23 protein-coding genes are annotated in these 24,567 nt (G+C 47.8%); 5 read left to right on the forward strand and 18 right to left on the reverse strand.

What is annotated here, in order from left to right; all coding sequences use genetic code 11:
* The first annotated feature begins 1 nt into the window (after position 1).
* Positions 2 to 529: an isoprenylcysteine carboxyl methyltransferase family protein gene (locus tag BBR47_RS18375; RefSeq protein WP_015891935.1), complete on the forward strand. Its 528-nt coding sequence runs from the start codon at positions 2 to 4 to the stop codon at positions 527 to 529.
* Positions 530 to 649: 120 nt separating this feature from the next.
* A complete protein-coding gene (locus tag BBR47_RS18380; protein WP_015891936.1) occupies positions 650 to 970 on the forward strand; it encodes a hypothetical protein in 321 nt (106 codons plus the stop codon).
* A 16-nt stretch (positions 971 to 986) separates the two neighbouring features.
* Here the strand turns inward: BBR47_RS18380 and BBR47_RS18385 are convergent, their stop codons facing one another.
* From BBR47_RS18385 to BBR47_RS18400, 4 genes are all read right to left on the reverse strand, one after another.
* Complete coding sequence (locus BBR47_RS18385; protein WP_015891937.1) at positions 987 to 2,102, reverse strand: aminopeptidase; 1,116 nt, start codon at positions 2,100 to 2,102, stop codon at positions 987 to 989.
* Between the two features lie 146 nt (positions 2,103 to 2,248).
* Positions 2,249 to 2,431, reverse strand: coding sequence for a YozQ family protein (locus tag BBR47_RS18390; RefSeq protein ID WP_041749513.1), 183 nt, complete (start codon positions 2,429 to 2,431; stop codon positions 2,249 to 2,251).
* A gap of 118 nt (positions 2,432 to 2,549) precedes the next feature.
* Complete coding sequence (locus BBR47_RS18395; protein ID WP_015891939.1) at positions 2,550 to 3,026, reverse strand: hypothetical protein; 477 nt, start codon at positions 3,024 to 3,026, stop codon at positions 2,550 to 2,552.
* A gap of 74 nt (positions 3,027 to 3,100) precedes the next feature.
* Positions 3,101 to 3,526 carry a MarR family winged helix-turn-helix transcriptional regulator gene (locus BBR47_RS18400; protein WP_015891940.1) on the reverse strand — a complete coding sequence of 142 codons (426 nt, stop codon included), beginning with the start codon at positions 3,524 to 3,526 and terminating at the stop codon, positions 3,101 to 3,103.
* A gap of 387 nt (positions 3,527 to 3,913) precedes the next feature.
* Between BBR47_RS18400 and lepB the strand changes: the two genes are divergently transcribed.
* On the forward strand, positions 3,914 to 4,474 hold the full coding sequence (gene lepB / locus BBR47_RS18405; RefSeq protein ID WP_015891941.1) for a signal peptidase I: 561 nt from the start codon (positions 3,914 to 3,916) through the stop codon (positions 4,472 to 4,474).
* Between the two features lie 61 nt (positions 4,475 to 4,535).
* On the opposite strand, the gene BBR47_RS18410 is transcribed toward lepB, so the two are convergent.
* The 6 genes from BBR47_RS18410 to BBR47_RS18435 all read right to left on the reverse strand — a co-directional run bounded on the left by BBR47_RS18410 (position 4,536) and on the right by BBR47_RS18435 (position 11,089).
* The gene (locus BBR47_RS18410; RefSeq protein WP_015891942.1) at positions 4,536 to 5,357 is read right to left on the reverse strand and encodes a M15 family metallopeptidase; all 822 of its coding nucleotides are present in this window, start codon (positions 5,355 to 5,357) and stop codon (positions 4,536 to 4,538) included.
* Between the two features lie 82 nt (positions 5,358 to 5,439).
* Positions 5,440 to 6,330 (reverse strand): NAD-dependent epimerase/dehydratase family protein, encoded by an 891-nt coding sequence (locus tag BBR47_RS18415; RefSeq protein WP_015891943.1) that lies wholly within the window; start codon positions 6,328 to 6,330, stop codon positions 5,440 to 5,442.
* 26 nt (positions 6,331 to 6,356) lie between these two features.
* Positions 6,357 to 8,390 carry a gamma-glutamyltransferase gene (gene ggt / locus BBR47_RS18420; protein ID WP_015891944.1) on the reverse strand — a complete coding sequence of 678 codons (2,034 nt, stop codon included), beginning with the start codon at positions 8,388 to 8,390 and terminating at the stop codon, positions 6,357 to 6,359.
* A gap of 168 nt (positions 8,391 to 8,558) precedes the next feature.
* Entirely contained in the window at positions 8,559 to 9,638 is a 1,080-nt protein-coding gene (locus tag BBR47_RS18425; protein ID WP_015891945.1) for a phosphodiester glycosidase family protein, read from the reverse strand.
* On the reverse strand, positions 9,619 to 10,125 hold the full coding sequence (locus tag BBR47_RS18430; protein ID WP_015891946.1) for a hypothetical protein: 507 nt from the start codon (positions 10,123 to 10,125) through the stop codon (positions 9,619 to 9,621). The genes BBR47_RS18425 and BBR47_RS18430 overlap by 20 nt, the downstream gene beginning before the upstream one ends.
* Positions 10,126 to 10,264: 139 nt before the next feature.
* Complete coding sequence (locus tag BBR47_RS18435) at positions 10,265 to 11,089, reverse strand: RDD family protein (protein WP_015891947.1); 825 nt, start codon at positions 11,087 to 11,089, stop codon at positions 10,265 to 10,267.
* A gap of 77 nt (positions 11,090 to 11,166) precedes the next feature.
* Between BBR47_RS18435 and BBR47_RS18440 the strand changes: the two genes are divergently transcribed.
* On the forward strand, positions 11,167 to 12,147 hold the full coding sequence (locus tag BBR47_RS18440) for a stage II sporulation protein M (RefSeq protein WP_015891948.1): 981 nt from the start codon (positions 11,167 to 11,169) through the stop codon (positions 12,145 to 12,147).
* On the opposite strand, the gene BBR47_RS18445 is transcribed toward BBR47_RS18440, so the two are convergent.
* The 5 genes from BBR47_RS18445 to BBR47_RS18465 are packed head-to-tail and all read right to left on the reverse strand — an operon-like array spanning position 12,114 to position 17,137.
* A complete protein-coding gene (locus BBR47_RS18445) occupies positions 12,114 to 13,484 on the reverse strand; it encodes a DUF58 domain-containing protein (protein ID WP_015891949.1) in 1,371 nt (456 codons plus the stop codon). The genes BBR47_RS18440 and BBR47_RS18445 overlap by 34 nt on opposite strands.
* A complete protein-coding gene (locus tag BBR47_RS18450; protein WP_041749515.1) occupies positions 13,435 to 14,355 on the reverse strand; it encodes an AAA family ATPase in 921 nt (306 codons plus the stop codon). Before BBR47_RS18450 ends, BBR47_RS18445 begins: the two co-directional genes overlap by 50 nt.
* A gap of 8 nt (positions 14,356 to 14,363) precedes the next feature.
* The gene (locus BBR47_RS18455; RefSeq protein WP_015891951.1) at positions 14,364 to 15,488 is read right to left on the reverse strand and encodes a DUF4350 domain-containing protein; all 1,125 of its coding nucleotides are present in this window, start codon (positions 15,486 to 15,488) and stop codon (positions 14,364 to 14,366) included.
* Entirely contained in the window at positions 15,481 to 16,107 is a 627-nt protein-coding gene (locus tag BBR47_RS18460) for a DUF4129 domain-containing protein (protein ID WP_015891952.1), read from the reverse strand. The genes BBR47_RS18455 and BBR47_RS18460 overlap by 8 nt, the downstream gene beginning before the upstream one ends.
* Complete coding sequence (locus BBR47_RS18465) at positions 16,100 to 17,137, reverse strand: hypothetical protein (protein ID WP_015891953.1); 1,038 nt, start codon at positions 17,135 to 17,137, stop codon at positions 16,100 to 16,102. Before BBR47_RS18465 ends, BBR47_RS18460 begins: the two co-directional genes overlap by 8 nt.
* A 176-nt stretch (positions 17,138 to 17,313) precedes the next feature.
* On the opposite strand from BBR47_RS18465, the gene BBR47_RS18470 reads away from it, so the two are divergent.
* Positions 17,314 to 17,865: a hypothetical protein gene (locus BBR47_RS18470; protein WP_015891954.1), complete on the forward strand. Its 552-nt coding sequence runs from the start codon at positions 17,314 to 17,316 to the stop codon at positions 17,863 to 17,865.
* A gap of 247 nt (positions 17,866 to 18,112) precedes the next feature.
* Here the strand turns inward: BBR47_RS18470 and BBR47_RS18475 are convergent, their stop codons facing one another.
* The 3 genes from BBR47_RS18475 to BBR47_RS18485 all read right to left on the reverse strand — a co-directional run bounded on the left by BBR47_RS18475 (position 18,113) and on the right by BBR47_RS18485 (position 24,560).
* Positions 18,113 to 19,261, reverse strand: a complete 1,149-nt coding sequence (locus tag BBR47_RS18475; protein WP_015891955.1) for a glycosyltransferase family 4 protein — start codon at positions 19,259 to 19,261, stop codon at positions 18,113 to 18,115.
* A 33-nt stretch (positions 19,262 to 19,294) separates the two neighbouring features.
* On the reverse strand, positions 19,295 to 21,106 hold the full coding sequence (locus BBR47_RS18480) for a CotS family spore coat protein (protein WP_015891956.1): 1,812 nt from the start codon (positions 21,104 to 21,106) through the stop codon (positions 19,295 to 19,297).
* 181 nt (positions 21,107 to 21,287) lie between these two features.
* Complete coding sequence (locus BBR47_RS18485; RefSeq protein WP_015891957.1) at positions 21,288 to 24,560, reverse strand: DEAD/DEAH box helicase; 3,273 nt, start codon at positions 24,558 to 24,560, stop codon at positions 21,288 to 21,290.
* Positions 24,561 to 24,567 lie beyond the last annotated feature (7 nt).

Here is a 24,567-nt window from a genome sequence, read left to right on the forward strand (position 1 = left end):
CATGTTGCTCTTTTTTGGATTTGTCATGGCTGGAGTCGTGTTACAACGGCTGGTCGAGCTTCTCATTGCCATGAGGAATGCTCACTATATCCGCTCAAAAGGGGGCTACGAAGTTGGGGCGAGTCATTACAAATACATCGTCCTTCTTCATTTTCTCTTTTTTCTCTCACTCCTTTTCGAAGTGGTGGGAAAAGGTAGCGCAATGGTTCTGCCCTCTTGGTGGGCCATTCCGTTCAGCCTGTTTTTAATCGCGCAAGGACTTCGTTATTGGTGTATTCGCAGCTTGGGCAAACGGTGGAATACCCGCATCTTCATCCTCCCGGGCGAGGCTCCAATCAAGCGAGGTCCTTATCGGTTCATTCGTCACCCCAACTACTTGGTCGTATCGCTTGAGCTGCTGCTACTCCCGCTGACATTTTCCGCTGTGGCAACTGCCCTGGCGTTTTCTCTCTTAAATGCCTGGTTGCTCCTGCGCATACGGATACCCATGGAAGAAGCAAGCATCTACGATGGTCATCGTGAGTCATAAAAACGAAAAGTCTTTGGCACACGCACATGCCAAAGACTTTTTATCAGACAAAAGGTTTATCACTTATCATTCAACGGGTAAAGAAAAGAAGCTGTTACTCTTTCCCGTGAGGTGGATCAAGTGAATCGTACAACCATAGTGGAGCCTCAGGAGACGAAGCGGATCATCATCCGAGACTTTTTCGCTTTGATTGAAGCGGTCCCCAACAAGGATGACCAGGCTAGTATTCAAACATTTCTCCGCTATTTGCAAAGCCTGCTAAGAATCAAGCAAGTCATTCCACCGGTTGTGGAAATCATGACGGTCGTCAAACAAAACAAGCCACTTCTCTACCACGCGGCACGCAGAATTACTCTTCCTTCAAGCAATCTGCACATGCTATTTCAGCTAGAAATGGATATTATGCTTGCGCACGAAAGGCTCCGACAGTACGACAAATGATGGGGTAGGCTATACCTTACCCTTTCAAGTTTTCTGGATTCAGACATTCAAGCTCTGCAATGACAAAACGACCATCTTTGCGAATCAGGACGTCATCAAACCAGATTTCCCCTCCGCCCCAGTCCGGACGCTGGATGGAAACCATGTCCCAGTGCACAGACGATTTGTTGCCATTGTAAGCTTCGTCATAGCATTGACCAGGCGTGAAGTGGAAGCTTCCGTCTATTTTTTCGTCAAACAAGATATCTTTCATCGGGTTGCGAATGTAAGGATTCACACCGATGGCGAATTCTCCAATGAAGCGCGCTCCCTCGTCTGTATCCAAAATTTGATTCAAGCGTTCGGTATCGTTCGCTGTTGCTTCCACAATTTTGCCGTCCTTGAAGGTCAGGCGAACATTTTCGAATGTGAAGCCGTGGTATGGTGTTGGCGCATTATGAGTGATCACACCATTTACGGAATTCTTCACAGGTGCTGTATACACTTCACCATCTGGAATATTGCGCAGGCCAGCACATTTCACAGCAGGGATGTCCTTGATTGAGAAGGTGAGATCTGTTTCAGGTCCTACCAAGCGTACCTTGTCTGTGCGATTCATCAAGTCAACCAGACTGTCCATTGCTTTGTCCATTTTCGCGTAATCCAGGTTACATACTTGGAAGTAAAAATCTTCAAAAGCTGCTGTAGACATGTTCGCAAGCTGCGCCATGGAAGGATTCGGATAACGAAGAACAACCCACTTCGTTTTTGGCACGCGCACGTTCATCACTGGCAGCTCATACAAGCGAGAATAGATACTCAGCTTGTCACTTGGAACATCAGCCATCTCATTGATGTTGCTCGCTGCACGAATCCCGATATAACCTTGCATTTTCTCCATGAGTTCAACTTCATGTTGAGCCATGGTCTTCAACTGCTCTTCATTGCAATTCATTGCGATTTCTCGGCTTACGGCAGGATCAATCAATTGAACATAAGGACTGCCGCCTGCTTTGTAAATCTCACGCACGAGGGCTTGCACCAAATCCGGTGTATCCCCTTTCGCGTTGATCAAAATGTTTTCCCCTGGCTGTACTCGTACAGAATAGTTAACCAGATTGTACGCTAATTGATCTAATCGTGAGTCTCTCATTCGTGGCACACCCTTTTTAAATTTTCTGATTCCTCTTGTATTCTTACCGATACAATCTACTAAGTCAATAAAAAATTTTTTATCAATGGAATAAAAAGCGGCCAGCCTCCTTGTATCCGGGCTGGCCTTGCTCTTTTCCTATGCTTTTACATCGTCTGTTCTCTGTCCTCAATGGTTCCCATCTTGTAGATGTCACTGACCTGCTCCTGCGTCGTAGCCAGACCAGCCGTATGTTCGTCTGCCTCTTGATAATAGACGGCTGTGCCATCATCTTCAGCCCCTAACTCTCTCGCCCTGGACTGAGCCTGATCCTTATCATAACCTGCCATTTTCGTTCCTCCTTCCTTTTGATTTCTATCCGCTTTAGTTTGTACGGGAATCTCCAGATTTAGCAAAAAAAGACGCCTTGCCCAATCAAGGGACAAAGCGCCTTTATATTCAGCTAGCTTATTTTTCGTTATCAGATTCTGGAGCGATCATTGCCCAACCAGCTGCTGGAGCACTCACAGGAGTTACGCCACCAGTGATAACATATTGATCTGCTCCTGGCATCATTGCCCAGCCAGCTACGTTAGAGATGACTGGAACATATTGACCACTCACCCATACATACTCATCTTTACCTGGCATGATGACCCAGCCACCTTGTTGAGTCAAACCTTGAATTGGAGTAACGGTTTGTGGAGTCGCAGGTTTTACTTCAGGTTTAGTTGCTGGTGCAGTTGTTGTAGCATCAGTTGCCGGCTTTTCTTCAGTAGCTGGCTTTTCATCTGTTGCAGCTTTGTCTTCTGTTGCCGTTGTTGTTGCTTCTTTTGCAGGAGTCGTTTCAGTAGCTTTTACTGCCTCTTCAGCAAATGCAGCTTGTGTGAAGAGAGCTGCTCCTAAGATACAAGAACTCATGATCAGTGTGCTTTTCTTTTTCATATGTGTACACTCCCATTCCGCGGTACACACTTTTGTCTTACACGAATGTCCCCAAACCCGAACTTGAAGGCATGCTATATGCACTGCTGCATTTTCCTGAGAAAATACGTAAACTGCTCTAACTCGTCGTCAGTCAGATTCTCCAGCAGCTTTCCTACTAGTGCTCTCCTGTGGCACAAAAGTCCTTCCAGAGTTGGAACGGCTTGTTGTGACAAAGTGACCCACACGACACGTCGATCCTGTTCATCTCGAACCCGGTCAATAAAACCGGCCTTGACCAACCGATTGAGTGCGATCGTGGTGGCACTATTGGATAACTTCAAAATAGTCGCCAGCTCAGAAACTGTGCTTCGTCCTTTTTGATGTAGCACACGTAGCAAGATAAACTGCTTCGGACTGATTGACTCTTCCTCTAGCCAATTGTTAATAAAGAAACGAGCAATCTCGACAAAAACTCGATCCAGTTCCTCAAGTTTACTGGCACGGGACATATTGCTCACGACATCACCTATTTTCGGAAAATTAATAATATAAGTACTTTTACTATAAAACTATATAGCCTAAGTACCGGAAGATCAATAGGACTCCCGAAATTATTTCTTTTCACGAAAGATATGTATGAGCCAGACAAAGTGTTTACCACTTAATATTTTTATTGTAAAACTTATTTCAAGAACATCTTAACTCAAACAGGAAAAACTGACAATAGGTAAGCTAGCAAAATAATATTTCGACTTTTTCCAGCTTCATCCACGAACCAATTATTTCCTTGAATCATCTTTCGTATCTATTCGTATAGCATGTATAATGGGAAGACAGCCTTACACACACGAGGCAATTGACTCAGGCATATTTGCCACAGAAATCACATACATAGGAGAATTTCAATGGAACAAACCAACCCTACACCAAAATGGAAAGTGGAATTGCTTGATTGGTTAAAATCGTTTGTCTTGATTGGTGGATTGACAGCCTTCATCTACGTATTTGTCATGGCTCCCTACGTCGTCCAAGGGCGCTCCATGGAAAGTACGTTGCATGACCGCGAGCGTGTCATCGTAAACAAAGCGATTTACTACCTCAAAGAACCGCAGCCAGGTGATATCGTCATCATTCATCCAGATGCAACTGGCGACAACTGGATCAAGCGCGTGGTCGCTGTTGCTGGTGACACCGTTGAAGCCAAAAATGATCAAGTGTACGTCAATGGCAAACCGCTCAGCGAAGAGTATTTGGTCGAAAACAAGCTAAAAACCTCTGCGGCAGGTGTGACGTTAACCGAAGATTTTGATCCTGTGAAGATTCCTGAGGGCAGTGTGTTTGTCATGGGGGATAATCGCAACAACAGTATGGACAGCCGCGTCATTGGCCCTGTTCAACTGGATCATGTAGTAGGACGTGCAGAAGCTGTATACTGGCCGCTGTCCCAGATTCGCCTTCCACGTTAACATGGATCCAGGCAGCAAAAAGCCGCTCCTTATCGGGGCGGCTCTTTTCGTTTTGATGATGTTATTTGCGGGCAATTGCCGCTTCAGAAAAATAATCCTCCAAAGTAAGGCCACCTGCCATAATTTCTTTTGCCATTTCCTTTCCTACATAACGCAAATGCCAAGGCTCATACGCATATCCAGTCGTATCTTCCTTACCCTTCAAATAACGAATGACGAACCCAGAGTCTGCACAGTTGGCTGCCAGCCATAACCCTTCAGGTGTCTCACCAAACGATTCTTCCAGGCGTGTACTAGCATCATGTCCGGATACATCCATAGCCAAGCCAGTCTGATGCTCGCTCTTTCCAGGCACGGCACTGTAGGCAGCGGCATGTTCTGCACCTTGCGTCCTTACATACGTTTCGTACAGCGATTTTTGAGTCTTATATGAGCGATAGCCAGAAACGGCATACAGTTCAATACCTTCTGTCTTTGCTTTGGCAAACAGTTCTTCTAATGCTTGTGCGGCTTCTGCTCGCAGCAATCGCTTCTCCACTTTTTCATCAAAAGGAAACGGAACATTCGGCTCTACCAAATCCGGTGGAATATAATCGCCTGGCAATGCCCGCTGTTTATTTACGACAACCGAGAGATCTGTTGCATTCGTAACGGTTGGCACTCCATCCACATCTTTTATCGTCTCTGCAAGCGTTGCCCGTTGGGGACGTGTCGTCTCCTCTTTATTCGGCTCAACTGTCGTTGCTTGCGTGCCCTCACCTGCGGGCTGTCCATTCGACTCGCTGGAAAGCAATCCACTTAATGAGGGAGGTTCACATCCACTGAGTAGTGCTACTGATAGCGCTGCGATGATCGCAAGGCTGCTGGTGCGATTTTTGTTCATGATCGATCCTCCTGGTTCCTTACAGACACATACGTTCTGCTCTACCTTACCACGGAGTAGTACGAAAAAAAAGGTAGATAGGTCACGCTTTTTCAGCGGTATATTTCTCGTTTAGCTGTTTGACAAGCGCTGGTAACCATTCATTTAGCACCCAAAATGGGAAGCCCGCAGCCTTAGCCTTTCCGTTATCCATGTACAAGGATGCTAAAAATCCAAAGGGAGACGCGTCAGAAGCATCTGTCGTTTGTTCGATCCGGGCAGGTTTTCCGACTGTTTGCGCAATGGTCTCCATTAGCTTAGCAAGCGAAACAGTCCCATCCGAGCACGCATTCACTGGCCCTGTGATGGACGTTGTCGTCAGCCATGCCAAAAATTGAGCTGCTTCCTGTGCATGTATGAAGCCCATCTGTGCAGCGGGATTCGTGATACCAATCGGCCGCTCCTCTTGGACATGCTCAATATGAAACCATAGCCGCTGTGTGTAATCGTCTTCCGCCAGAACGATTGGAAAACGAACGGCTACGACAGGAAAGGCCTTTTCTTGAAAAAAGACGGCTTCTGCTTGACGCTTTCCCTCTTGATAGGTTGTCTCGTCTCTTGTTTTCAGGTTGATTGCATACGTGTATGGATCAAAGGCTTCTTCCTGTAGTGGTTCCTCGGCATAATCGTAGACGGACAAGGTAGAGGTCAAAACGTACTTTCCCACTTTCCCCCGAAAAACCTTACACGCATCCAGTGCATTTTGAGAGGAATAACAGATGTTATCGTACACCACGTCCCACTGCTCTTCCCCTGCTGCCGCTAGCGAGTGGACGTTATCTCGGTCAAGCGTCATTCTTTTGACAGCGGCAGGCAACTCCAATTGGGTAAGCCCCCTCGTTGCCACGGTAACGTCTGCCCCCGCTTCAACGAGAAGCTGGACCAATCGCTTTCCAAAAAATCGCGTTCCGCCGAGTACAAGTACTTTCTTCATTTTTGCTACATCCTTTCCTTATCAGCCTACTTTTTGCTATTCAACTCGATGGATCGCTCTCCTTCCTTCCACATAACCGTATAGCCCAACTTCTCGCCAACTTTTTTGACAGGCAAGTAAGGAATTCCCTTCAACATGACCACATCAGACTGGAAGGACGTCACTTTTTGTCCCAGCCCTAACAGCAACTTGTTGGCGTGAACATACGCTACTCCATCTATCATCGCTTTTTGATCTGCCCTGTATGGATAGACATTGCCGTTTACTCGTAAATGAAAGGGCCCATCTTTTTCTTTTGGGGACTGGATTGGCTGAGCAGCCGTATACGCAATGGCATCGACCCCGAGTACAGTACCCTCGCGTGTGTTATCTGCTCCGCCGTACATTTTTCCCGTTTCAAAATCGTACACAATCGCTTGGACGTTGCCAATGTTTGTCGGTTCCTCAACAAAGACGTGACCTTTTGCCATCAATTGCAGGATGACATCTTGGTCAATGCCCGCTTCCCACGTTACATTCGGATAGCTGCTAGAAAAAATGCGTGGTGCACGGATGGCATCCTCAATTTCCATTCCATGATCGATCACATTGAGAATCGTCTGCGATACAGAGGCGATAATGGTTGAGCCACCAGGTGAGCCAATTGCTAAAAAGGGCTTCCCGTCTTTTAGCACCATGGTTGGCGTCATGCTCGAACGTGGACGCTTGCCGGGCTCGACCTGATTGACTCCGCCAGGAATCGCGTCAAAATCTGTCAGCTCATTATTGAGCATGAAGCCATAACCAGGCACCATCACACCGCTGCCAAAAATATCTTCGATCGTGGTCGTATACGCAACGATATTCCCCCATTTGTCCATCACAGAGAAATGCGTGGTCTGCTTGACCGGAGATTGATCTCTCAGTTTCATGGACACCACTGGCTTTTTGCCAGGATCGTACTTCCAAGGATCTCCTGCCCCTACATTGGCATTCGCTGTCTCTTCACGAATGAGCTGGCGCCGCTCCTTGATGTATTCGTCAGCAATCAGCCCCTTTTTCGGTACTGGATAAACATCCGCGTCCGCCATAAACGCCGCCCGATCTGCGTAGGCAAGGTGATTGGCTTCGATCAGATGATGCAAATAGGCTACCGACCCAATGCCGTCCTTTTGGTTATCGTAGCCTTCCATCAGCTTCAAAATCTGAATGAGTGTCAAGCCGCCAGAACTGGGGGGTGCCATCGAAATCACTTCATACCCGCGATACATGCCGTGGACCGGTTCACGCTCTTTTACTTGATACGCCTGCAAATCATCGAGAGTCATAGAGCCTCCCGTCCTTTGTACTTCTTCGACAAGTGCCTTGCCAATTTCCCCTTCATACAAGGCATCAGAGCCTTTGTCTCGAATGATCTTCAACGTTTTCGCCAATTGGGGCTGAACCAGCATCTCGCCTTCTTTGAGTGGAACGCCGTTTGGCGCAAACACCTGTGCAGCAGCCCCGTGCTTTTTCAGCTTTTCCATGGAATTGGCAATAAATTGAGCGGACACCCAGTTGACGCGAACTCCTTTTTCCGCCAATTCAATCGACGGTTCTATCACTTTTCCCAAATCCCATGTCCCATACGATTTCAACGCCTGCTCTACTCCCAGCAATGTGCCTGGGACACCTACGGCCTGACCACTCGTATGTCTCTCCTCAAATGGGATCGGGTTACCATCCGCCTGTAAAAACATATCGGGAGTCACCTTGGAAGGAGCCACCTCTCGACTATCTAGCACCGTCACTTTGTTTTGATCCTTCACATAAATCATCATAAAGCCACCGCCGCCGATACCGGACATATACGGTTCTGCTACATTTAGCGCAAATTGGATCCCAGCCGCAGCGTCAATCGCATTGCCGCCTTTTGCCAAGATATCTCTACCGACCTGTGCCGCTGCTGGATGAGAGACCGCGACAATTCCTTTTGTAGCTCCTTGCACGCCTGCTGGCACACCTGGGACTTTCCCCACAGCCAAATGAGGAAACGAAAGCACGGTAACAATCGAGAGGGTAACCAACATCCCTTTTTTCATGCGATCCCTCCTATTCCATTTCATTAACTCCTCCTATTATTATAATTTTCAGCATTTTTCAAGGTCAACCCACATTCACAGTTGCCTAGGCAAACTTTTCTCTACAGAAAAAAACACTCTTCTGTAACAAGACTTGTCGTCTTCGCAGAAGAGTGTTGCGATTTTTGCTTAAGGCATGACGACCAAATTGCTCACCACGCGTCGTTCTTTGCCGCCAGAAGGCTTGTTCAACAGCTTGCCGTTGTAATAAAACGCACTGGAGCCGCCGCCGTCGAGGTTATACGCATCCACGACATGCCACTCTTGCAGCTTTCTTTGCGCTTCCTCCAGCGTAACACCATTACTCCAGCCATCTCGTCTTCCATCAATGACAATCAGCAGCAAATCGCCGTTGTCGAAATGCCCGATCAGTGTTCGCGGTTGACGCGCATTCGCCCATTCACGCGGGATAGGCAATCGTTTTCCACCCTGCAAAAGACGCGGCAAGAAGCTCGCTCCCTGCAATATCCCTTGTTGCGTAATTTGCGCCTGCGTCTTGATGCTTGTTCCGACCAGATGACCTTTGTTATTGAAACCGACAAAGCTCAGCTTCGCATTATTGGAAAAGGTTCGAATCTTGCCGTCAACAACCGTAATGCCTAGCGGAGTCAGATTGCCCTGCTTGTCCGACATAAAGCCGCCTGCATTGATCGCAAGAATGGAGCCTGTACGCTTACCAGCTTGACTTGTTGTTTCTCCCTTACTTTTCACAGAGTTGTTGGCCAGCACCATTTTCAGCGCGTTTGGATCATTGAGGCGAACTTTGGCCATATAGCCGCGGTATCCGCCTTCTTGCAGGGAATATACTTTCACTGTCGAGTTTTTCCCGAAGTGTTGACCGATCGGCTTGCCAAGCATGTTGGACAAAATCGTGTCCAATACATCCGCAGATTTTTGTGTCTGGGATTTGCTCGCTTCCAATGCGCTGCTGATCTTCTTGTGTTGTTGCTCGTATTCTTTCTGTTCCTTTTTCGAGCGATCCTGAATGTCTTCGATGACGGTTTCTACGTTTCGAAGCTGCACCTTGGTATCGTTGAGCCGTTCCCCCAGCTCATCTGCTTGGCTCTTCGCTACGGCAGAAGAAAGCTTCAGTCCTTCTGTCTGGAGCTTGTCCACTGGATTGTCCAGCGCAAAAGCGACCAAAAAACCGAGCGCTGGCGCCAACAGAAAGAGAAAGAAACGGTTTATCTTACCAAGCACGGGCAGCATCCTCCAATTTTTTCAGAGATGCTTTCAAATCAACCAGCTGTTTGTTGAGTTGGTCAACCCGATCCTGCAGGGCTTCTTTGGTCTTGTTGGTGCCACCAATGGTTTCACCCGTCAAAGCCAAATCTTCTTCCAGATTTCCTAGACCCTTCTGGACATTTTGCATTTCTTCCTGCACGAGAGTCAATTGATCTCCCAATGCCTTCATCTGCTTTTGATTATTTTCCTGAATTTGATCAATTCGTTGGTTTACAAATTGTTGCTGCTTGTCCAACGTATAAACAGCAAAGGCATATCCAGCATAGGCAAGTCCTACCCAGACCAGAACGGCCAAAACGATCGGTAGTAAAGGGCGCTTACCTTCTGTCTGGGAGGGAATCAATGCCTGAAAAAGACTGCCTCTTCTGCGTCTTCCTTTCTGCTTCCCGTTTGCCGGGAGTGGCAGTGTGGGTGACGAAGTCGATGACGCTCCCATGTATTTGTCGTCCATCGGCTCCCTCCTCCTTTCTGTGGCATAGAGTGAGGTTTTATTATAACATAGAAAGTTTTTGAAGCAGCATTTTGCTGAATAATGGGAAAATACGTCGAGAAAAGAAAATACCGCCACTATTTTTTGGCGGTACTTCGCTTTATTTTCGGAGTTGAAATTCGTTTTGTAGCTGATTGTGCAGCCTTTGCAAAAACAGGATCGGGTCTTCCTTGTTGGTCTGTTCGTCAACAAGCTCTAATTTTTTGCGTAGGATGCTGGCTATTAGATTCCCAAGTTCATATTTTTTCGCTTGAGATAAAGAAGATAATCTGCTAATGAAGGAGGAAAGCAGCTGCCAATCCTCTCGGGTAATCGCCTGTTTTTGGCGCTCATCAAGCACGAGTAGCGCATGATTCAAATCAAAGCCGTTTGGCTGTTTGTCTTTCTTTTTCTGAAAAAGAGTCGATCGCTGTCCTGACTCCACTACGACAATTGTGCCCGCTACCATATCACCAATTCGCTTATCACGGGGGTGAAAAAAGCAGACGAGCGCCCCGAGAAAATAACCAGTCGGCATTGCGTCAATGATGCGAAACAGATTCCGGATCGTCGAGGAAACAAACGTCGCAGGCTGTCCGTTATCACGGATGACCCGGATTCCCACCAGCCTTTTGCCAACGGTCTGTCCACCCCAGAATGCTTCCTGTAACCAATAGTAGCCAAAATTTATTACGAAAGTCACCAGGAGAACGATGGCCAACGTGTAGTTGCCAGAATCCGGGGAAAAATCATCTTCATTTCCAAATAAAACTATACCAAACAATATAAATACAGTAAGATTAACCAGGAACAAAATTCCTGTATCAATCAGCATCGCAGTGGCGCGACTGCCTAAACCTGCCGTCTGAAATCGCAGCATAACATGCTCGGGTGTCACGACAGACGCTTCTCGATTTGACCCACTGACGTATGTCGGTTCATTCATGATGTTTTTCTTCCCCCCTCGAAACTATGAGTTTTTTACGAGTGATTACACACACGCTAATGAAGGAGGCATTATACATGGATATTACCTCGTTTTGGCACAAGCATAAGGCCTCTTGGGCCGAACTGGAACAATTAGTGGAGCGTTTTACCCGACAACCTCGGCACATCAGTGCTACCGATATTGATCGACTGACACAGCTATACAAGAAGACGTCTGCTCATTTGGCCTATGTACGCTCCTACCATCCTGCGGACGAGATCACCCTCTACTTAAACCAACTTGTCTTACGTGCACACAATTTGGCTTACAAGCAGCGAATAGGCAGCTGGCAGCAGCTCAAGCATTTCTTTGGCAGCTACTTGATGGGTCTCGTACATAAGCGAATGAGCTTCATTGGTGTGGCAGCGCTTCTTTTCATCATCGGTGGCATTTCTGGTTTTGCCGCCGTCATGGTCGATCCACTCAACCTGTATTATGTATTGCCACAAGGGATGGCGGAGCAGATCGATCCATCCAGGCTGGGAGAAGGGCACGAATCACTCGACAGTCCGGTCATCTCCACGATGATTATGACCAACAACATCAAAGTCGCGATGCTGGCCTTTGTCAGTGGAATTACGTTTGGAATCGTTCCCATCTACCTTCTCTTATTCAATGGCCTTCTGGTTGGAGCTTTGGCAGCCGTCTACTATCAGGCAGATAGCAGCTACGCGTTTTGGGCCTACATTTTGCCGCACGGCGTGATTGAGCTGACTGCCATCTTTATTGCGGGCGGAGCAGGTCTTCACATGGGATACCGCCTGCTTGTGCCCGGTCGTTACGCACGAAGACATCAATTTTTGGAGGCGGCAAAAGAGTCTGCACATCTGCTGTTGGCTACCATCCCGCTTTTGTTCATCGCGGGAATCATCGAGGGCTATATTACACCCTCGAGTCTCTCTCTCGAAGCCAAGTACATCGTAGCTGTTGGCACATTGCTTTTGCTGATTGCCTGGTACCTCCTCGGATACAAGTCCGATTCTCACAAAGCTTCTCTTGATTTGATGTCCAAATAGGTATTGATAACCGTTAGCGTCAATTGATCGGCCGGAACGTCCAGTACCTGGATACCCGCGCCGATCATTTTTTGTTGAAACGCCCTGCGATCGAGCTGGAACCGTTGAGCTACCGCCTTCGTAAACGCCAAGCTGCTGTTGCTCGTGTCTATATGACTCCATTCATGCAGCAGCGGATCTGCCAAAGACAGCAACAGGAGCAAATGCGAACGGCGCATCCGCCACAAATAATTGCTCAACTGATCTTCGACGAGGTAGTTTTCCATATCTGAAAAAAGAACGACCAAGCTCCTTCTCTTTTGCTGGCGATTCAAAAATTCAAGCGCCTTCGCTGGATCAGCCTCAACAAAATCACTCGTCAGGTTGTAGGTCGCCTCCAAAAGGGTGTGCAAGTGGCGCAGTCCTCTGCCTGGAGGTATGTACGTCTTGATTTCATGCGAATAGGCTAGTAGCGCTACCTGATCTCCTTGACGCAATGCCACTGCCGCTAACGTGAGAGCAGACTCCAGTGATCGATCCAGCCTCGTCTGATTATCCAGCTCGACGCCCATCAACCTGCCGCAATCGATCAGAATGGTAATCACCTTGCCATGCTCTGGTCGATATTGGTTCGTCATCAAACGTCGGGAGCGTGCAGAAGCGGACCAGTTAATCATCCGAGGATCATCGTCCGGCACGTAATCGCGGATCGCATGGAATTCCGTACCCGCTTTCTCCCTGCGCATGATTTTTTTCCCGTCGACGATCAAGCTCTCCTGCAATGAAGCCAAATAGCCACGAACGGCTGAAAGGTCGGGGTATACCTTGATCGTTTGTTCACACGCAAAGCGGCTTTGGCGATACCACAAACCGAGCTTGCCATGCCAGCGCATATACAGCCAGCGGAACACGTACTCTCCGCGTTCTTTTCCTCTTGTTTCAAAACGGATGTTGGTTAAGGGTTGCTCCATCACGCCTGTGATTGATCCGGTTTCTTCAAAAGTCAGCGGAAGATCTTCCACGATGGAGTACGAAACGGATTGCCCGCTATTATTGGCAAGCTCAAGCTCGATAGAAACCGATTGTCCAATATCCGTCTGCTCAGGCAAGATACGCCGGATCGACAAGTCTCGGCGTTTGGGGATGGTAACCCAATCCAAGATGCTAGCGATCAGGAGTAAACCGTTGTACAAAAAGAATGTCGAATAGCCAATCTCCAGCAAAAAACCGATGATCGCGATGGGCGTCCCTAGCAAAACTGCCACGAGTAGTCGCTTGGATGGCAAGACAAAACGGTCTGCCAAAAAATCAGCGAGGAACTGGAATAGCCGCCAGCGTCTCTTCGATGATGTGGTCACTGGTACCCCCCTCCAATTCTACCTGCGGTGACAGAATGAGTCGGTGCCGCAAAGCAGGGCGGGCTACCATCTTCACGTCATCAGGCGTCACGAACTTGCGATTGTCCAAAAGGGCCCAGGCCTTGCTCGCCATCAACACGGCGATTCCAGCACGAGAGCTTGCACCTAAGAGCAATCGTTTCGTTTCACGTGTATTGCGAATCAGTGTCGTAATGTACTCCAGAATCGAATCATCCACAACCACTTCTTCTAATTGGCGTCGCTTCTCCAAAATCGCCTCCCATGTAAAGAGCGGCTCTTGATTACACTCGTGGCTGCGCTTGTTGGGAATATGTTTTGCGAGGATTTGCTTTTCATTTTCATGGGAAGGATACGACATCGTTAGCTTGAACAAAAAGCGATCGAGCTGTGCCTCCGGCAACACATACGTTCCTTCATACTCCACCGGGTTTTGCGTAGCGACGACAAAAAACGGATCAGGCAAAGGATAGGTGACACCATGAATCGTCACTTGTCCCTCCTCCATTGCTTCTAAAAGGGCCGCCTGGGTTTTCGGAGGAGTCCGGTTAATCTCATCCGCCAGCAATAAGTTAGCGAAAACAGGACCTTTGATTGTCTCAAACTGGTTTTGCTGCATATTGAACACCACATGACCAATAATGTCCGATGGCATCATGTCAGGCGTAAACTGGACGCGCTTACTCTCGCCCCCCATCAACTCCGATAAGGTCTTTACCATTTTTGTCTTTCCGATACCGGGTACACCTTCTAGCAAAACGTGTCCGCCAGCAACCAAAGCGGTTAGCAGCAGCCGAATATTTTGTCGTTGACCAACCAGCTCTTTTTCCATTTGTTGCAACAATTGCTCCACCGTAGTTGTCACTCCTTCTCCAGACGCTTCGTAATCTCATCCAACAAGAGACTGTCTGCAAGCAAGCCCTTGGGCGAGTATCGCCCTTCGTTTTTTGCCTGCTCCAATCGTTCCAGTAGATGAGCGAATTTCTCTACCTCTTGATTTGTCCATCTTGTTTTGGCATATCGCACGATTTCTACACGATCAGCTCGTTGGTGCACTCCCCACCGATCGTACAACAGCTGCCGCATGTATGCTTCTCGATGTCGTAACGCATCCTTTGCCAGCCCTCTTCGCTCATACCAACTAGATACGGCGAGCAACGTCTCATCACCACGTCGTACTGTCCATTCCCTAAGCGTATAGACTGGTCCGAAACGTTTTCCTCTCCACCACACATACAGCAAAAGCAGGATACCGAGTTGCATGCAAGCGGCTATGAGCCATCCTGGATAGATCGCCAAAAAACCTGGTTTTTCTTGCAAGCCATGATGGTACTCGTCTACCCAAAGAACGGACCAATCTCCTTGTACATACGGCCAGATCGCTTCAAAGTGAGACAGTCGATCAATTTTTTGATTGGTTAGCCATTCCGGTACAAGAAAAAACGTGACACTGCCATCTCCTACCTCTGTTCTTCCCCCGAGTATCCCCTGGTCGTCATAGAGAAGTGGCTCCATGTCGTCATCTTCTAAAAATCGCAATGGGGTCTCTGCTTTGCCCATGAACCTGCCTAAAATGAGAGGTCCCTGAATGTTTCGCTCCTGATTTTCTTTACCCCGGATGTACTCCGTCTGAAAGGGAAGGTCTTCCCACTCTGGTCTCGATTGAAAGAGAATCAAGTCATTGCCTTCACTGACCCAATCCAGAATGTCTATCTGTTCCTCTGGAAGCAGTCTTTCTGGCTCTACTACAAGCATGGCCTGCCCTGTTGCTGTTGGTAAAAAACGCATAGGCTGGCGCCATTCCTTTACCTGCTTGCCTTTTTCCTCCAGTAGTACGAGCACAGCCTTGATTCCGCTCGACTGTGCAGACGAAGCCAAGTACGGCGGGAGAGGTTCAGCTGTAGGCTTGACGATCAGCCAGCCCACGATGACGAGCAACAAGCTAGTCACAATGATTCCGACACGATAGGTGCGCAAACTATCCATGCTGTCCCTCCTCGCGCCAGATGCCTTCCAGTTCGTTCACACGCTGCCAGAACGACCCTTCATCAACAAGCGCCTGCCCGTACCAAACAGCGTCGAATTCTCGTGCGAAGCTGCCAAACACATCGCGTAAGCTCGGCTGATTTGCCTCAATTTCTTCTGCGTATTCCCAATTCGTTTTCCATTTCTCTACACGAACCCATGACTTCATTTGCAAATAAACCAACAACGCCAAAAACAACGAGCGTTCTCCTTCCCGCCATTCTCCTCGCGCTGCTTTTTCTTTCGCATCACGCAAATAGTCTACATGAGAACGTATTTTTTCACCGTCCATAAACAGCGGTCGATGCTTCTTCTGTTCCCAAATCATTCTGCGGAACAACCAGTAAATGATGCCGACCAGTCCCAATACTGCCAGAATGAGCACGAGTGTAGATACGGTATTAGCCGCACCCGATGGAATGTGGGTCCACTGAAATAGCTCGGCGATCAACTCGATCACATACTCCACCGCTCTTTGAATCCAGTTCTCTCCACTTCCTTGGGGCAAATTGAACTCGTCTCTGGCTAGAATCTCTTGTAAATGCTCCTTGTCATCTACCCAAGGACTCGTGCTAATCATGTGTAACTCCCGTCTCTTGTGCAGGGGTAGGATTTGCTGGTTCTACTGGTGCGGATGTAGCAAGCTGACGGCTTACTAGCTCTTGTAAATCTGTCCCTTCTTTTCTCACACGCAGATCAAAGTAAGCCAAAGCGTAAACAATGGCCATCCAAGGGGTCAAGAGGCAGGTAAGTACAACTAGAATCAATTGCGTGAGGATCGATGTACCCAAGACGCCAGTGAGTACTAATTGGATGCCGCTAGAGAACATCGAGTAGATCACACTCAGAACAACAAAAATACCGAATAAGCGCCAAAAGTTTCCTTTTGTCATATTCCAGCTCTGACCAATTCCGACACCATCGCGTTCGAACAGAACGAGCGGCATATAAAAACCCCAACGAATTAAGAAAAAGCCTGGTACGAGCATCATCCCAGCAATTAAAAATAAATAGCCAAATAAAACCAGAATGATCATAAGCACAATGCTGCCTTCCTCTGACGGATTAAACATGGTTTCCAATGTCATTCCACCAGCGAAGGCGATCAGAAAGAAAATCAATCCATATACGATGACAAATGCTGTCGATACTGCAAATGCGATGACTCCATATAGGAAAGTACTACCTGCGAGCGGCCAAAATCGGCGAAGTGCCCCCTTCAACGCATCTTTTAAGCTCAAGATCTCTCCCTCGAGGGCAGCCTTCGTCAGTAAAATCGAACCGGAAATCATTTGCGGATAGGCGATAATCCAAAGGATCGGTGCGACAAGGAAGAAGAATATGAGCAACATAGGCAGGCTTTGTGTCATAAATTCTTCTTGTCCGGCAAATTTTGCGCCTAACGATTCTGCAAAGTCCAGACCTTCTGTATCTTGTGCAAGCAAAGGCACCCTGGTAAAGTCAACCAGAAGCAGTTGCTGCAGGAGTAATAATGGACCGAACCAAATTAAAGCCAACAAAAAGAATGCTCCAAAATGCTGGCGATACACTGAAAAGCTCTTGTCCAACAGCTTCCCCACTCCCATGGGGGCAATCGGCGTACGATTCATGAGAAACCTCCATCTTTCTTTTTGAGATTACCTGATAAGTATACACGATTTTCCTGTTTTTTTAAAAAAATCATCTAATTTTGCTAATGTTTCCCTGCCTGATTTTGTCAAATCAGGTGTTAGTCCAATGCGGTCATCCCCCTGTTGAATATGATATTGCATGCATAGTTAGGAGGGTGTTGCCTTTGAAAGCATTGAGAAAGAAGAAGCTAAAAGCAAAGCAAGCCCGTTGCCGCTGCAAGAAGCGATCTACCAAACGCAAAAACAATAGTCTGCTCAGGAAACTACGACGTTTTGTGCGTATCCACGTTCGCGCACCTCAAGTGAATGTGACCACCCCCACACCTCAAGTAGAAGCGCCTGTCGTGCAAGTAGAAGCACCTGTTGTACAGGTAGAATCGCCTGTTGTACAAGTAGAGGCACCTTATGTACAAGTAGAAGCTCCGAAGCCAATCGTCATCCCGGCACCATTCGTGAAGGTTGATGTCGAAAAGGAAGAATCAGCGGATCAAGCATCTATAGAGGGGCTTCGCCAAGAGCTCAGCAAATGCATGAGAAACGATCAACGTGTGGAGGTCTTACTGACGACAGAATGGGGACCCGAGAGTCGTTCTTACCGAGTCGGCAAGCTTCTTAGAGTGGAAGAAGGAATCATTGAATTACAGACATCTTCACGATCGATCGTTATTCCTATCACCCATATCGTCGCGATTATTCCAAATGCATAAATCCAATTGAACAAGCTGATATTCTGCGAGGCTTTAGGATGGCCTAAAGATGCGGGGAGTCTGTGCGTAATAGATTCCCCGCATCCCCCCATTTCGTTCAAACACATGCGGGACTAGCCCTTTTGTTCAGACAGGCCAGTCCACTCTGGCGGGACATTGCATGACTCTTCGTCCTTAAAGTATAAATAAACGCCCACTTCTCCGTTCTCTCTTTAGGGAAGTGGGCTGTAGCATTCACTTTTTGGTTTTACCTATCCCTGTTATTCCATACGTCAAGCACATCTCTTGCGACTCGATCCCATGTAAATCTCTGTTCGGCGAGCTGGCGTCCACTTCTCCCCATTTGACGTTGGAGGTCGCGGCTAGACAATAGTTGTTTCAGCTGTGCAGCAAACGCTAGAGGATCCTCCGGCTGCTCGACCAACAGTCCATTTCCTCCGATGATCACCTCAGCATTTCCACCCCGCTTTGTCGTGACAAAGGGCAGTCCGGCAGCCATCGCTTCATAATGAACACGTGCCAGTGGTTCCTCCCATTGCGATGGACAGACAAAAACGTCCCCCGCCCAGAACCAGTGGTGAATCTGATCTGCTGGAACAAATCCCGTTGTAATAACCGGAACAGGCGAACGATTCGCTAAAGAGCGTACATATGCTGCATAGTCACTGATTTTATTTTCTCCGTACCAGGACCCTCCAACCAAGACGAGGGCGATGTTGGAATGATAGGAGCGGAGTTCATTCATCGCACGAACCAGAATGTCTGCCCCTTTTTTCGGTGTCAGTCTTCCTACAAACAAGATCACTTGCTTGTTGCCAAGATTGTGTGTCGCCCGCAGTTCCTGCCGAATCTTTTGCGCCGTCTTGGACCCATCCACCGGAACGAACGTTTCCAAGTTCACACCTGAATAAATCGTGCGAAGTTTATTTGCGGCTTCTGGATACAACGAGGCAATGACCCGACCGACATAATCACTAATGGTGATGATCCGTTCTGTTTCAGCAACGGCTCTAGCAGCTTCTGCCTGCCCTATTTTTACTGGATCAAACATATCATTGTGCATACTTAGAATGATGCGTGCGTTCGGGCATACCTCACGAATGATGGGCACCATCCGCGGTCGGTTAAAAACATGGATGACATCATAGTTGTTCGCACTCAGAAAAGCGGCTACCTCGCGCGCATAGATCTCGAACACCCCTTGACCATCTACCCGGACATAACGCGCATTGCGAACCATTTCATCCTTCGGTAGCGTGGGATCCGACGTTCCCAGGATAGTCAGCTCATGATGCCTCCCTAGAATATCTGCAATCCCCGCAATATATGTCTGAATCGCTCCCCCTCGTATAGGAGGGACTGGCAATTTTTCTGTACAGACCATGATAACTTTCATCTGTATTCTCCTTTCCCGTACCGACCTCTTACATTAGTTGCCTTTCGATTTCTTTGATTTTTGACGCTGCTTCTTTATCTGCGTATTTCGGATTAGTTTCGCTGTCTTGGCAACCTTCTTGCTTTTATTGGAAGTGACGGTCCGGGACTGCTGTTTAGATGTCCACACAGTTTCTTTTTTGTTTTTTCCAGCTTGACTAGCGGGTTTTACTTTTGGTGATTTGCTCTTTACTCCAATAGAGACCCGAACTTTGCTTAGAGACTTGCTTGACTTTTTGCTGCTTTTTGAGACAGCAGAGCTCATTACCCGCTTCTTGCTTTGACGGCCGAGTTTTCGTACGTTACTTGGAGCAAATGGTGCTGATGGTGTGAACGGAGCACTTCCCGAAAATGAGATCGGACCTCTGCGGGTTGTGCTGCTATTTTCCGCACTTGCCCTTTCCTGCTGGCTTTCTTGCGGTTTATTTAGCGCTTTCTCGGAACGGGAACTGGCTACCTTGTCACTTACAGGCTTTTTGTCTTTGGACTCTTTGAGTTTGTACTCTTTGTCTTTGGATCCCTTGACCTTTGACTCTTTATCCTTAGACACTTTGATCTTCGTAGACTTTTTGTCTTTCGGCTCTTCTACTAAAGCCTCTGTTGTTGGTGGTGTGGACAACCCAACAGGTAACAATTCCTTGATACCGGATGCCAACCTTTGCGGTTCAACCACTTCTGTTATTTGATCATAGTTGCCCGGTTCGTACTTACTAATGTCTTTCGCGAGCTCTGCCAATGCCGCATCTTTTGTTTGATCCCCCGTCAGTACTCGTTGCAGGATGCCTTCCGCCTCAGTCGACAAGAAGGTGGCTGGATCATAAAACATCTCTTTGAGATGCTTATAAAATTCGTTTGGCACTGCCATGTCATTCAAGAGCACTTCGAACGATTCGCGATCTAGTGGATTTGCCTTATGGTAGGCTTCGATCATGCCTCGCATCCAGGTAACATCCCAGACGCCCATATCATCCATCGTACTGGTGATGAGCTTGCGCAAATCCCGAAATGGCAAATCGTACGACACGCCATCCAGGTCGATGACCCAAAGCCCTCCAGGTCCATTTTGACCATTTGACCAGCCGTAATCTTGGTGAACCAACCCCCAGTGCGCCTCTCCCATTTTGATCATTTTCGGATAGGCAGACGCTTTTAATTTCTCTAAGGCTGCCCATGCTCGCTGTTCATAGTGATCGACGACGGCCAAAATGGATTTACTTGTTGGGGTTTCACTGTAGGCTTTTGCTATTTCCCGCATCCACCCGATTTTTTTGGCAATCTTTTGATAATGATTGGGCCAACGATATAAACGGGAGGAGTTTTTGGCTCCTGCGGGCGGAACATAGCCTTTCGAATGGCGATGGAATTCACCAAGACCGTAGCAAAGCTCTTGCGCGCCTACCAAATCTACTTTTGTCGCAGGCTGCAAGGCAATCCAATCGGTAACAATCCATAGTTTCCCGCCTTTTTCCACATAAAGACTTCCATTTCGGGCTGGAATCAGTGCTGGGACCCTTGCCCCCTGTTTGACAACGTATTCTTGGAAAGCCACACTATAGAGACTCCGTTCAGGCGTACGGTGCAGTACCTTTAGGCTACGCGGACCTTTATCTGTCTCGATGCGCCAAATAGCCCCGCCTTTATCTGGCTTGGAAGTAATGAGCGTACGACTTTTTACCGACATGTCATACTCTTTGATCACTTGTTCTGCGATCGCATCTACTTCTGGTGGCACTGTCAAATCCCAGTTAGCCGGCGTTTCCACATTCCCTTCTCGGGTATCCCATGGCTTAATCACATATTGTTCCATTCCATTCCCCCCACACTTCTGTGGTGATGCCTTCGTCCTTCTCCATAAGCTATTCGCTATGTCCTTATCTCGAACCGGACAAATATCATTGGGAATCTGCCAATTCGTTATTCGCACAGGGATAAAGTCTCACAAAAAAACAGCTTGACCCCTCGCGTGGTAGCGACAGTCAAGCTGTTTGTTAAATCATCAGCAATTCGCGTATTTCTTGTTCGGTTAAAGAAGAGATTGCCTCTTGTCCCGGTGTAATGATTTCTTCGATCAAGTTTTTCTTTTTTTGTTGCAGCTCGTACATCTTTTCTTCGACCGTCCCCTCTGCAACAAGCCTAATCACTTGGACGACGTTCTTTTGTCCGATGCGATGGGCACGATCAGCTGCCTGTTGTTCGACGGCGGGATTCCACCACAGATCATACAGGATTACGGTGTCCGCACCCGTCACATTCAATCCTGTTCCCCCCGCTTTCAACGACATGAGGAACAAATCACGCTCCCCCTCGTTAAACCGGTTACACAAATCTAGCCTCTCTGCCACTGGTGTTTGTCCATCCAAATAGAAAAACGGGACACCATGATAGCCCAGCTCACGTCCGATCATCCCCAACATCTCTGTGAATTGAGAAAAGAGTAAAACGCGCTTTCCAGCGTTTTTGCATTCACCGAGGATCTCGAATAGCTGTTCGAGCTTGGCTGACCCTCCGTCATACTCTTTAACGAACAGCGCTGGGTGACAACATATCTGGCGCAGTCTGGTCAAGCCTGCGAGAATTTTGATCCGATTTTTTTGAAAGCCTTTATTGTACAGATGCTTCACTGTTTCCTGTTGGAGCTGTGCCAAATAGGCAACATACAGCTTTTTCTGCTCGGGCAACAGCTTTGCGCTTTGCAGTGTTTCAATTTTTGGTGGCAATTCCTTTAAAACTTCCGACTTGAGCCTACGCAATAAAAATGGACGCGTTCGCTTCGCAATCGTTTCTCTCGGCAAGTCGAGGAATTCCTTTCGTGCCGGAAAAAGCTCTGGGAAAACAGCATCGTAGATAGACCACAGCTCCTCTATCCTGTTTTCCACAGGTGTTCCCGTAAGCGCAAAGCGATGCTTGGCTTTTATCCGTTTGACTGTCTGAGCGGTTTGCGTGACATAGTTTTTGAAGGTCTGTGCTTCATCCAAGATCAAGGTGTGGAAGGAATGCTCCTCGAACTGGGCATGATCACGGCGCAAGAGTGGATACGAAGTAATAAGCACATCGATTTCTGACTGCTCGTTTACGATTTGAGTCCGCTCTTCCTTCGTGCCATCCACAATAACGCTACGGATCATTGGCGCGAACTTTTTGATTTCGTTGTGCCAATTGTATAAAAGAGAGGCAGGAGCCACAATAATCGCTGGTAGCTTTTGTTCTCGGATTTCGGGCAGAACAGAGAGGAGGAAGGTCACGCTTTGCAATGTCTTCCCTAGACCCATATCATCTGCGAGAATTCCCCCAAAGCCGTAGTGTGCCAGTGTTTTCATCCACTGATAGCCGTACTTCTGGTAATCGCGAAGTGTCCCCTGCAAAGATTCGGGTACAGGAAAGTCCAGATTATCAGGGTTTCGCATATTCTCCAAAAACTGACGCAACGATTTTCCTAACTGAACAGACTGTCCCTGCATGGGTATATCCATCAAACGCAATCCGTAAATAGCAGGCAGTTGAAAGCCACTTCCCATTTGATCTGCGTATTGCATGCCCATCTCGTCCAAGAAACGATTGATTTGCTCAAATTCTTTTGTTTCAAGCGGCAGAAGCGCTCCATTCGACAGCCGATGATATCTGCGCTTTTCTTCTACCGATTGGATGACGCCTCGAATCTCAGACTCGGGTATGCCATCCATATCAAAGCGAAAATCCAACCAATTTGTTCGCTCATTCACATCCACTTTGACTTTAGGGGGGATGTGGAGAGGCTGAATCCTGATTTTTACGGAGGTCGTCGCGTATACCTTTAACAGCTTTTCCAGCTTAGGAACGACATGATAAAGGAAGTCATACTCAGCCTCCTCATCATCTAGAAAATACCCCTCTTCCGTGCGGGTAAAGGCACTTTCCTCCATCAGCTCTAAAATCTGCCGCTCCTTCTCCCCGTCACGCATCAAAATCAGCTCACTGCCACGTTGCCCTCCCCCTTCATGGCCTTCGAGCGGATTGATGACGATATCACCGTATTGAAACTCCAGTCCCGCCAGCAGTCTGTCTCTTACTCGATCCAGATACAGCTTGGCTTTTAACTGGAATTGCACGACCCGTTCGGAGACAGCTTTTGCAATATGCACGTTCCCCAGTTTCATCAAGGCCGGGACAATCTGCACCATGAATGGTTCGATTTTTTCAGCGGGAATGTGAATCCTCTCACTGCTATGGGATTCCAACAAGTGCTTGAGCTCCGCCAAACTGTGGCATTGTTCCTTGGGCAGTCTGTGCCATTTTCCATCTACGAGCAGCAGGCCGTAAGCTTCCAAGACAGTAATGTGCTTGAAGCCCTGCACTTCCAGTTGATATTGATCTGTTTTTGTCTGATCAAATTCGAAGTGGAGTGGCGGTCGATCATCTAGACATACGAACGTTGGATATATTTGCTCATGATCCTGAATGTGAACAGACGGAGCACTGAGTAGCAAGGCAAAGAATCGCTCCCAGGTAAACGGCGGAACGAGAAGAATCCGTTCCCCACCCACATGCTTCTGTTCCTGATAACGATCGCTCGCTGTCTCCCGATACAGTTTCTCCGTTCGGTAAATTTGCAGGAGTTCGCGAAGGATAGCTTCGTGCTCTGGCAAAAAACGATGCAAATTCGGATCATAGGTAAATTGGCTGGAGAATTGATACACCTGCTGCTTATCCACCCGTTCTAAAAATGCGCGAATGTCCTTTACGATGTACAACCTCTTTGGCCCTAGCTTCAGCTCTATTCCGATCATGCTTTTGCGAAAGCCATACCGAACGATTTTACATATGATTTCCAAGGCAAGCGTTGTTCGTGAATCCAGCAACACACGATGATGGCTCGTCCGAAGCGGGCGGTCCACAAACAAACCGAATAATCCCTCTGTTAGCTGGGAATCAGGCTGATCTGTCATGCCTGCTTGTTTCGTTGTCATGGAAGTGGAAAAGCTGTCAGGATGCTCGTCTACTAGTAGATCGCGCATGGTTAACAACGAGGCTGCGATATGTTGGCAGTACTGATCGTACGACGCCAAAGTCGGGCAGCTGCACACTGCTGCCATACCAGACTCGTCCAGTTCAATAGTGACCTGATAATTATTTTTTCCGGCGTTCACTGTCGTTCTGATCCACGCAGGTTCCGGTTGAAAATGCTCCACAAGCACGTTCCCAGAACGGTAAAAAGTCTTTCCTCTCTCATATGAAAGGCGACCACACCATTCTTTTATCATTTGATGGCTCACTTGAAAGCTCATTTTCTGT

It is taken from the genome of Brevibacillus brevis NBRC 100599 (genome assembly GCF_000010165.1).
Classification (GTDB): Bacteria; Bacillota; Bacilli; order Brevibacillales; family Brevibacillaceae; genus Brevibacillus; species Brevibacillus brevis_D.

Excerpts from the sequence above, each read along its gene's own strand:
- BBR47_RS18375 (WP_015891935.1), top strand. The coding sequence starts at position 2 with ATGTTGCTCTTTTTTGGATTTGTCATGGCTGGAGTCGTGTTACAACGG.
- BBR47_RS18385 (WP_015891937.1), bottom strand. The coding sequence starts at position 2,102 with ATGAGAGACTCACGATTAGATCAATTAGCGTACAATCTGGTTAACTAT.
- BBR47_RS18390 (WP_041749513.1), bottom strand. The coding sequence starts at position 2,431 with ATGGCAGGTTATGATAAGGATCAGGCTCAGTCCAGGGCGAGAGAGTTA.
- BBR47_RS18395 (WP_015891939.1), bottom strand. The coding sequence starts at position 3,026 with ATGAAAAAGAAAAGCACACTGATCATGAGTTCTTGTATCTTAGGAGCA.
- lepB (WP_015891941.1), top strand. The coding sequence starts at position 3,914 with ATGGAACAAACCAACCCTACACCAAAATGGAAAGTGGAATTGCTTGAT.
- BBR47_RS18410 (WP_015891942.1), bottom strand. The coding sequence starts at position 5,357 with ATGAACAAAAATCGCACCAGCAGCCTTGCGATCATCGCAGCGCTATCA.
- BBR47_RS18415 (WP_015891943.1), bottom strand. The coding sequence starts at position 6,330 with ATGAAGAAAGTACTTGTACTCGGCGGAACGCGATTTTTTGGAAAGCGA.
- ggt (WP_015891944.1), bottom strand. The coding sequence starts at position 8,390 with ATGAAAAAAGGGATGTTGGTTACCCTCTCGATTGTTACCGTGCTTTCG.
- BBR47_RS18425 (WP_015891945.1), bottom strand. The coding sequence starts at position 9,638 with ATGCTGCCCGTGCTTGGTAAGATAAACCGTTTCTTTCTCTTTCTGTTG.
- BBR47_RS18430 (WP_015891946.1), bottom strand. The coding sequence starts at position 10,125 with ATGGACGACAAATACATGGGAGCGTCATCGACTTCGTCACCCACACTG.
- BBR47_RS18435 (WP_015891947.1), bottom strand. The coding sequence starts at position 11,089 with ATGAATGAACCGACATACGTCAGTGGGTCAAATCGAGAAGCGTCTGTC.
- BBR47_RS18440 (WP_015891948.1), top strand. The coding sequence starts at position 11,167 with ATGGATATTACCTCGTTTTGGCACAAGCATAAGGCCTCTTGGGCCGAA.
- BBR47_RS18455 (WP_015891951.1), bottom strand. The coding sequence starts at position 15,488 with ATGGATAGTTTGCGCACCTATCGTGTCGGAATCATTGTGACTAGCTTG.
- BBR47_RS18460 (WP_015891952.1), bottom strand. The coding sequence starts at position 16,107 with ATGATTAGCACGAGTCCTTGGGTAGATGACAAGGAGCATTTACAAGAG.
- BBR47_RS18465 (WP_015891953.1), bottom strand. The coding sequence starts at position 17,137 with ATGAATCGTACGCCGATTGCCCCCATGGGAGTGGGGAAGCTGTTGGAC.
- BBR47_RS18475 (WP_015891955.1), bottom strand. The coding sequence starts at position 19,261 with ATGAAAGTTATCATGGTCTGTACAGAAAAATTGCCAGTCCCTCCTATA.
- BBR47_RS18480 (WP_015891956.1), bottom strand. The coding sequence starts at position 21,106 with ATGGAACAATATGTGATTAAGCCATGGGATACCCGAGAAGGGAATGTG.
- BBR47_RS18485 (WP_015891957.1), bottom strand. The coding sequence starts at position 24,560 with ATGAGCTTTCAAGTGAGCCATCAAATGATAAAAGAATGGTGTGGTCGC.